We start from the raw sequence: 7,565 nt of genomic DNA on the forward strand, positions 1-7,565 counted from the left end.
CCCGGCGCTTCCCCGTACACAGAACGCGAAAACCCCCGACCGGGCGGACCGGTCGGGGGTTTTCGGCGTGAGCCGTCCGGGAACTACGCGAGCAGCGCCGGGATCGTCCCCTCGTGCGCCGTACGCAGCTCGCTCAGCGGGATGCCGAACTCGCCCTGCACCTCGACCTCGTCGCCGTCCACGACACCGATGCGGGTCACGGGCAGACCGCGCGCCCCGCACATGTCGTTGAACCGCAGCTCCTCGCTGCGCGGCACCGAGACGACCGCGCGGCCCGCGGACTCGGAGAACAGCAGCGTGAACGCGTCGAGGCCGTCCGGCACGACCAGCCGGGCACCCTTCCCGCCGCGCAGGCAGGACTCGGTGACCGCCTGGATCAGACCGCCGTCGGACAGGTCGTGCGCCGCGTCGATCATGCCGTCGCGGGAGGCCGAGATCAGGATCTCGGCGAGCAGCTTCTCGCGGCCGAGGTCCACCTTGGGCGGCATGCCGCCGAGGTGGTTGTGGACGACCTCGGACCAGGCGGAGCCGCCGAACTCCTCACGTGTGTCGCCCAGCAGGTAGAGGAGCTGGCCCTCTTCCGCGAAGGCGACCGGCGTGCGCCGCGTGACGTCGTCGATCACACCGAGCACGGCCACGACCGGCGTCGGGTGGATCGCGGTCTCACCGGTCTGGTTGTACAGCGAGACGTTGCCGCCGGTCACCGGGGTGCCAAGCTCCAGGCAGCCGTCCGCGAGACCGCGGGTGGCCTCGGCGAACTGCCACATGACGTCCGGGTCCTCGGGCGAACCGAAGTTCAGGCAGTCCGAGATCGCGAGCGGCTTGGCGCCGGACGCGGCGACGTTGCGGTACGACTCCGCCAGCGCCAGCTGGGCGCCGGTGTACGGGTCGAGCTTCGCGTACCGGCCGTTGCCGTCGGTCGACATGGCCACGCCGAGGTTGGACTCCTCGTCGATGCGGACCATGCCGGCGTCCTCGGGCATCGCGAGCACGGTGTTGCCCTGCACGAACCGGTCGTACTGGTCCGTGATCCAGGCCTTCGAGGCCTGGTTCGGCGACGCGACCAGCTTGAGGACCTGCTCGCGCAGCTCCGCGCCGTTCGCCGGGCGGGCCAGCTTGCCGGCGTCGTCCGCCTGGAGCGCGTCCTGCCAGGACGGGCGGGCGAACGGACGGTGGTAGGTCGGGCCCTCGTGGGCGACGGACCGCGGCGGAACGTCCACGATCTGCTCGCCGTGCCAGAAGATCTCCAGCTGCGAACCCTCGGTCACCTCACCGATGACGGTGGCGATGACGTCCCACTTCTCGCAGATCTCCAGGAAGCGGTCCACGTGCTGCGGCTCGACGATCGCGCACATGCGCTCCTGCGACTCGCTCATGAGGATTTCCTCGGGCGAGAGGGAGGAGTCGCGCAGCGGCACGGTGTCCAGCTCGACGCGCATACCGCCGGAGCCCGCGGAGGCCAGCTCGGACGTGGCGCAGGAGAGCCCGGCGCCGCCGAGGTCCTGGATGCCCGCGACGAGCTTCTCCTTGAAGATCTCCAGGGTGCACTCGATGAGGAGCTTCTCCTGGAACGGGTCGCCGACCTGGACGGCGGGGCGCTTGGTGGGCTTGGTGTCGTCGAAGGTCTCCGAGGCCAGCACGGAGACACCGCCGATGCCGTCGCCGCCGGTGCGGGCGCCGTACAGGATGACCTTGTTGCCGGGGCCCGACGCCTGCGCGAGGTGGATGTCCTCGTGCTTCATCACACCGATGCAGCCGGCGTTGACGAGCGGGTTGCCCTGGTAGCAGGAATCGAAGACGACCTCGCCGCCGATGTTCGGCAGACCGAGGCAGTTCCCGTACCCGCCGATGCCCGCGACGATGCCCGGCAGGACCCGCCGGGTGTCGGGGTGGTCGGCCGCACCGAAGCGCAGCGGGTCGACGACCGCGATCGGGCGGGCACCCATGGCGAGGATGTCGCGGACGATGCCGCCGACGCCGGTGGCCGCGCCCTGGTAGGGCTCGATGTACGAGGGGTGGTTGTGCGACTCGACCTTGAAGGTGACCGCGTACCCCTGGCCGACGTCGACCACACCGGCGTTCTCACCGATGCCGACGAGCATCGCGTCGTTGACGGGGACCTTCTCGCCGAACTGCTTGAGGTGGACCTTGCTGCTCTTGTACGAGCAGTGCTCGGACCACATCACGGAGTACATGGCGAGCTCGGCGCCGGTGGGACGGCGGCCCAGGATCTCGCGGATGCGGGCGTACTCGTCCTCCTTGAGGCCGAGTTCCTTCCAGGGCTGCTCGGTGTCCGGGGTTTCGGCCGCGTGCTTGACCGTGTCCAGGCTCATGCGTTGACCAGCTTCTTGATGATCGAGGTGAAGAAACCGAGACCGTCGGTGCGACCGGTGCCGATCAGCGGCTCCACGGCGTGCTCCGGGTGCGGCATCAGACCGACGACGTTGCCCGCCGCGTTGGTGATGCCCGCGATGTCGCGCAGCGAGCCGTTGGGGTTGCCGCCCAGGTAGCGGAAGGCGACACGGCCCTCCGCCTCCAGCTCGTCGAGCGTGTGCTCGTCGGCGGTGTAGCGGCCGTCCATGTTCTTGAGCGGTACGGAGATCTCCTGGCCCGCGGCGTAGTCCGAGGTCCAGGCGGTCTCCGCGTTCTCCACGCGCAGGGTCTGGTCGCGGCAGATGAAGTGCAGGTGGTTGTTGCGCAGCATCGCGCCGGGGAGCAGATGCGCCTCGGTCAGGATCTGGAAGCCGTTGCAGATGCCGAGAACCGGCATGCCCGCCTTCGCCTGCTCGATCACCGTCTCCATGACCGGCGAGAACCGGGAGATGGCTCCGGCGCGCAGATAGTCGCCGTAGGAGAAACCGCCCGCGAGGATGACCGCGTCGACCTGGTGCAGGTCCTTGTCGCGGTGCCACAGCGATACGGGTTCGGCACCCGCGACCCGTACGGCCCGAAGGGCGTCCTGGTCGTCGAGCGTTCCCGGAAAGGTGACGACTCCGATACGAGCAGTCACTTCGACTCCTCGGCGTTCTCCACCTTGACGGTGAAGTCCTCGATCACGGTGTTGGCGAGGAACGTCTCCGCCATCTCGTGAATACGGGCGAGGGCGGCGTCGTCGACCGGCCCTTCGACCTGCAGCTCGAAACGCTTTCCCTGACGTACGTCCGCGATTCCCTCGAAGCCGAGACGGGGCAGTGCGCGCTGCACCGCCTGTCCCTGCGGGTCGAGGATCTCGGGCTTGAGCATGACGTCGACTACGACGCGTGCCACTGGCACTCCCGGTGTGGTGGTGTGGTGCGGCTGTTTCTCCGGAGGGGGTACCCCGGACCCCCGCGGGTCCACTCAGCGTACCTGGCCGGAAATTCTACGCGGGTAGATATCAAACGGGATAGATCACGCCCAGATTTCGGCCGATCGCCGGAGGGCGGAAAAGCCGCGAAACAAATGCTCACGAGCGGCGCACATAGCGGGCGGACACGCGCAGGTAATTGGACGGGCTTCACAATGCGGCACCAGTCGCTGTACAAATGATTACCGGGGAATGCAGCATTGCCCCGGAGCACCGACAGCAGTCGGCCCGCATCCGCGCTCACAGCCGGAAGGCCGGCATCGACGCATGTCAGACGCGTCGATGCCGTAGGAAAGGACCGATATCCGTGGCGCAGCGCGTAGTGGTCACACTCTCCGACGACATCGACGGGGGAACAGCGGCGGAAACGGTCACCTTCGCCCTGGACGGGAAGTCGTACGAGATCGACCTCAATCCGTCCAACGCAAAGAAACTGCGCAGCGCCCTGGCCCCGTACATGGCGGCCGGCCGCAAGCAGACAAATACCGGCAAGCACGGCAAGGCTCCCGTTCCGTACCGGCACACCTCGCTCGCGCCCGACCCCGCGGCGGTACGCGCCTGGGCCCGCTCGCACCGGATGGAGGTGCCGGCCCGGGGCCGCATCCCCAAGAGCGTCTACGAGGCGTTCCAGGAAGCCAGTTGACGCTGCGGAAGTTCCGGCGGAGGCCCGGCGGACGACCCGCGGGGCACCCGCGGGGGAGCCGACTTGCGCTACACCCCCGCAGGTCGGCTAGAGTCTGGAGCACGCCGAGGGGCAAGGCCGAAAAGGCCGAACCCCACGCAGCGTGCGGGTGTAGTTCAGTAGTAGAACATCCCCCTTCCAGGGGGAAGGCGCAGTGTGCAATTCCTGTCACCCGCTCTGCACAACTCTTCAGGACCACTCCGGTGGATCGGGTAGAGTAGTGATCGCTCCACCGGTGAAAGCCGAGTGGCTGCAATGCGGACGTAGCTCAGTTGGTAGAGCGCAACCTTGCCAAGGTTGAGGTCGCCAGTTCGAACCTGGTCGTCCGCTCGGAGAAACGAAGGCCCCGGTCGATTTCGACCGGGGCCTTCGTCGTGTCCCGGGTCTTCCTGTGTCTTCCGTCTTCCCCGCTCGCCTTCTGTCTTCCCGGCTCCCGGCCCACCACCCATGACGTTTGTCATGGGTGGTGGTGACAGCTCGCACTGCCCCCGGCCCTCCGCGCCCGGAAACCTGGAGACATGACCAGCGACGACAAGTCCCGTGAGTACGTGATCCAGGCGGAGGACGTCCGGCGCAGCTACGCAGGCGGCTTCGAGGCCGTGTCCGGTGTCTCCTTCTCCGTGGCACGCGGCGAGCTGTTCGCCCTGCTCGGTACGAACGGCGCCGGCAAGACCTCCACCGTCGAGCTCCTGGAGGGCCTGGCCCGCCCCGACGGCGGCACGGTCCGCGTGCTGGGCCACGATCCGTACGCCGAGCGCATACGGGTCCGCCCCCGCATAGGCGTGATGCTCCAGGAGGGCGGCTTCCCGTCCGAGCTGTCGGTCACCGAGACGGTACGGATGTGGGCGGGCTGCACCAGCGGCGCCCGGCCGGCCGGGGAGGCCCTGGAGCTCGTGGGGCTCGGCCACCGCGCCCGCGTCCGGGTCAAGCAGCTCTCGGGCGGCGAGCGACGCCGGCTGGACCTGGCGCTGGCCCTGCTCGGCCGGCCCGAGGTGCTTTTCCTCGACGAGCCGACCACCGGTCTCGACGCCGAGGGCCGGCGCGACACCTGGGCGCTGGTGCGCCGGCTCCAGCAGGACGGCATCACCGTGCTGCTCACCACGCACTACCTGGAGGAGGCCGAGGCGCTCGCGGACCGGCTGGCGATCATGCACCGCGGCCGGATCGTCACCGCGGGCACCACGGCCGAGGTGACGGCCGCCCGCCCCGCCCGCATCCGCTTCGAACTGCCCGACGGCGTCCCCGCCGCCCGGCTGCCTCTGGAGCTCCGCGCCGCCGCCGACGGCCCCCGGATCGAGATACGTACGCACCGGCTCCAGGACTCCCTGGCCGAACTGCTCCGCTGGGCCGCGGCGGCGGACGTCACGCTGCACGGGCTCGACGCCCGCTCGGCCTCGCTCGAAGAGGCCTTCCTCGACATCGCCAGGTCCGCCGCCGCAACCGAAGAGGTGCCTGCCGCATGACCACCACGACCACCCCCGCGACCGATACCCCGCGCACGACGGCCCTGACCCGGCTGACGGCACTCGGGCGGGCCGAGCTGACGCTGCTCTCCCGGAACCGGACGGCGATCTTCGTCGCGCTGTTCATGCCGGCGGCCATGATCATGGCCATGAAGTCGACGTTCGAGAGCATCGACCTCAAGGGCACCGGGCTCACCGTCGCCGGGGCGGCGCTCATCGGCGGTATCGGGACGGTGCTCTTCCAGGCCGTCTACATGAACATGGTTGCCGCGTACGTCGCACGGCGCGAGGAACTGGTCCTGAAGCGGCTGCGCACCGGCGAGGTCACCGACGGGGAGATCCTCGCGGGGACCGCCCTCCCGGCCGGCGCGCTCGCGCTAGCCCAGAGCGCGGTGATCATCGTCGCCGGTACGGCCTTCTTCGGCCTCGGCGCACCGGACCGCCCGGAACTGCTCGTGGCGGGCCTGCTGTTGGGCGTGGTGCTGCTGACGGCCCTGGCCGCGGTCACCTCCGTGATCACCCGCACCGTGCAGACGGCCCAGCTGACGACCCTGCCGCTGTTCCTCGTCTCGATGATGGGCTCGGGGCTCTTCGTCCCCCTGGAGATATTTCCCGACCGTCTCGCGGCGGTCTGCGAGTTCCTTCCGCTGACCGGGGTGATGACCCTGATACGGACCGGCTGGCTCGGCGCCTCCGAGGGCACCGACCTGCTCGGTGCCGCACTGACCGGGCTGGTCTGGACGGCGGTGGCCGTGTTTGCTGTGCAGCGATGGTTCCGCTGGGATCCGCGCCGCTGAGAAGGAGGTTGGGCCGTGAGAGGCGTACGGGGCTGGCACCGCAGCTGGCAGAAGCGCAACAAGATGGAGCGGATCGATCTGTACTCGCGGTTCACCATCTCCTGCATTCCCTGGCTCTTCGCCCTGGCCTGGCAGGGAGCGCCCTTCCAGTCCGACATCGGCCACGAACCGCTTCCGCTGACGCTGGGCGTGGCACTGCTCCTGGCGAGCCTCGCGCAGTGCGTGCTGAGCAACCGCAACCTCCCCGCGTCGTACGAGCACTACCTCGGCGTCTCCGCCTTCCCCGAGCGACGCCTGCTGGCGCCCGTGGCGCTCCTGCTGCTGGCCATCGGGCTGCTGGCGACCCTGGCCGGGGTGGACGGGGTCCAGGGCTCGGGGCTGCTGCTCATGGCGCTGAACGCACCGATGGCCCTCGTGATCACGCGAGTGCTCCTGGTCCCGGTCCGCCGCTTCGTGATCGAGTCCCTCTGCCTCACCGCACTGACCACCGGGGCCCTCGCGGCGGCCGGAGTCCGGGGCGGCCTGCTGGCCGGTGTGGTGCCCTGCACCCTCTTCGGCTGTGTGCTGGTCCTGATCTCGGTCCGGCCCAGTGCCTGGAGCATGAGCGTGATGTGGCAGGCCGAGCAGGCCCGGGACATACAGGCCAGGCTCGCCGTCGCCGAGGAACGGCTGCGGTTCGGGCGGGACATGCATGACGTGCTGGGCCGCAACCTCGCGGTGATCGCGCTCAAGAGCGAGCTGGCGGTGGAGCTCGCACAGCGCGGCAGGCCGGAGGCGGTGGACCAGATGGTCGAGGTGCAGCGGATAGCCCGTGCCTCGCAGCAGGAGGTGCGCGAGGTGGTGCGCGGTTACCGGGAGGCCGATCTGAGTACGGAACTGGCCGGGGCCCGTGGCGTGTTGAGCGCGGCCGGTATCGAGTGCACGGTGACCGGCGACAGCGGTGAGCATCTGCCTGCGCCCGTGCAGTCGGCGCTCGGCTGGGTCGTCCGCGAGGCGGCGACCAATGTGCTGCGGCACGGAGATCCCCGGCGGTGCGTGATCCGGCTGGGGGCCACCGCGGACGCCGTGGTGCTCCAGGTGGAGAACGATGGCGCGACGGCCACGACGGCCACTCCCGCGCCCGACGGGCCGGGCTCCGGGCTGGCCGGCCTCCGGGAGCGGCTCGATGTGCTCGACGGCACGCTGGAGGCGGTGCCCGCGAAGGGCGGCCTGTTCCGCCTGACCGCGACGATCCCGCTGCGCGACGACCGGGACGGGGCGGAGGAGGGGGGCGGTGG

7 protein-coding genes and 2 tRNA genes are annotated in these 7,565 nt (G+C 69.8%); 6 read left to right on the forward strand and 3 right to left on the reverse strand.

The annotated features are described in order from the left end of the window. Window positions 1-83: 83 nt before the first annotated feature. From purL to purS, 3 genes are read right to left on the reverse strand one after another with little or no spacing between them, the layout of a single operon-like run. On the reverse strand, window positions 84-2,333 hold the full coding sequence (gene purL, locus EAO73_RS32665) for a phosphoribosylformylglycinamidine synthase subunit PurL (protein WP_147975087.1): 2,250 nt from the start codon (window positions 2,331-2,333) through the stop codon (window positions 84-86). Next, window positions 2,330-3,010, reverse strand: coding sequence for a phosphoribosylformylglycinamidine synthase subunit PurQ (purQ, locus tag EAO73_RS32670; RefSeq protein ID WP_147975088.1), 681 nt, complete (start codon window positions 3,008-3,010; stop codon window positions 2,330-2,332). The genes purL and purQ overlap by 4 nt, the downstream gene beginning before the upstream one ends. Then, entirely contained in the window at window positions 3,007-3,267 is a 261-nt protein-coding gene (gene purS / locus EAO73_RS32675; protein WP_018101738.1) for a phosphoribosylformylglycinamidine synthase subunit PurS, read from the reverse strand. Before purS ends, purQ begins: the two co-directional genes overlap by 4 nt. A gap of 386 nt (window positions 3,268-3,653) precedes the next feature. Here purS and EAO73_RS32680 point away from each other — a divergent pair, with 386 nt between their 5' ends. The 6 genes from EAO73_RS32680 to EAO73_RS32705 form a co-directional block, all read left to right on the forward strand. After that, window positions 3,654-3,989 (forward strand): histone-like nucleoid-structuring protein Lsr2, encoded by a 336-nt coding sequence (locus EAO73_RS32680; RefSeq protein WP_191134305.1) that lies wholly within the window; start codon window positions 3,654-3,656, stop codon window positions 3,987-3,989. Window positions 3,990-4,133: 144 nt separating this feature from the next. Continuing rightward, a tRNA-Gly gene (locus EAO73_RS32685) sits at window positions 4,134-4,205 on the forward strand. Between the two features lie 80 nt (window positions 4,206-4,285). Next, window positions 4,286-4,358, forward strand: a tRNA-Gly gene (locus tag EAO73_RS32690). 188 nt (window positions 4,359-4,546) lie between these two features. Beyond that, the gene (locus EAO73_RS32695; RefSeq protein WP_147975089.1) at window positions 4,547-5,491 is read left to right on the forward strand and encodes an ABC transporter ATP-binding protein; all 945 of its coding nucleotides are present in this window, start codon (window positions 4,547-4,549) and stop codon (window positions 5,489-5,491) included. Next, window positions 5,488-6,288 (forward strand): ABC transporter permease, encoded by an 801-nt coding sequence (locus tag EAO73_RS32700; protein ID WP_147975090.1) that lies wholly within the window; start codon window positions 5,488-5,490, stop codon window positions 6,286-6,288. The genes EAO73_RS32695 and EAO73_RS32700 overlap by 4 nt, the downstream gene beginning before the upstream one ends. Window positions 6,289-6,351: 63 nt before the next feature. Continuing rightward, window positions 6,352-7,565, forward strand: a 1,214-nt coding sequence (locus EAO73_RS32705) for a sensor histidine kinase (RefSeq protein ID WP_147975435.1), incomplete at its 3' end; no start/stop codon positions are given.

This window comes from Streptomyces sp. col6, from assembly GCF_008042035.1.
Taxonomy (GTDB): Bacteria; Actinomycetota; Actinomycetes; order Streptomycetales; family Streptomycetaceae; genus Streptomyces.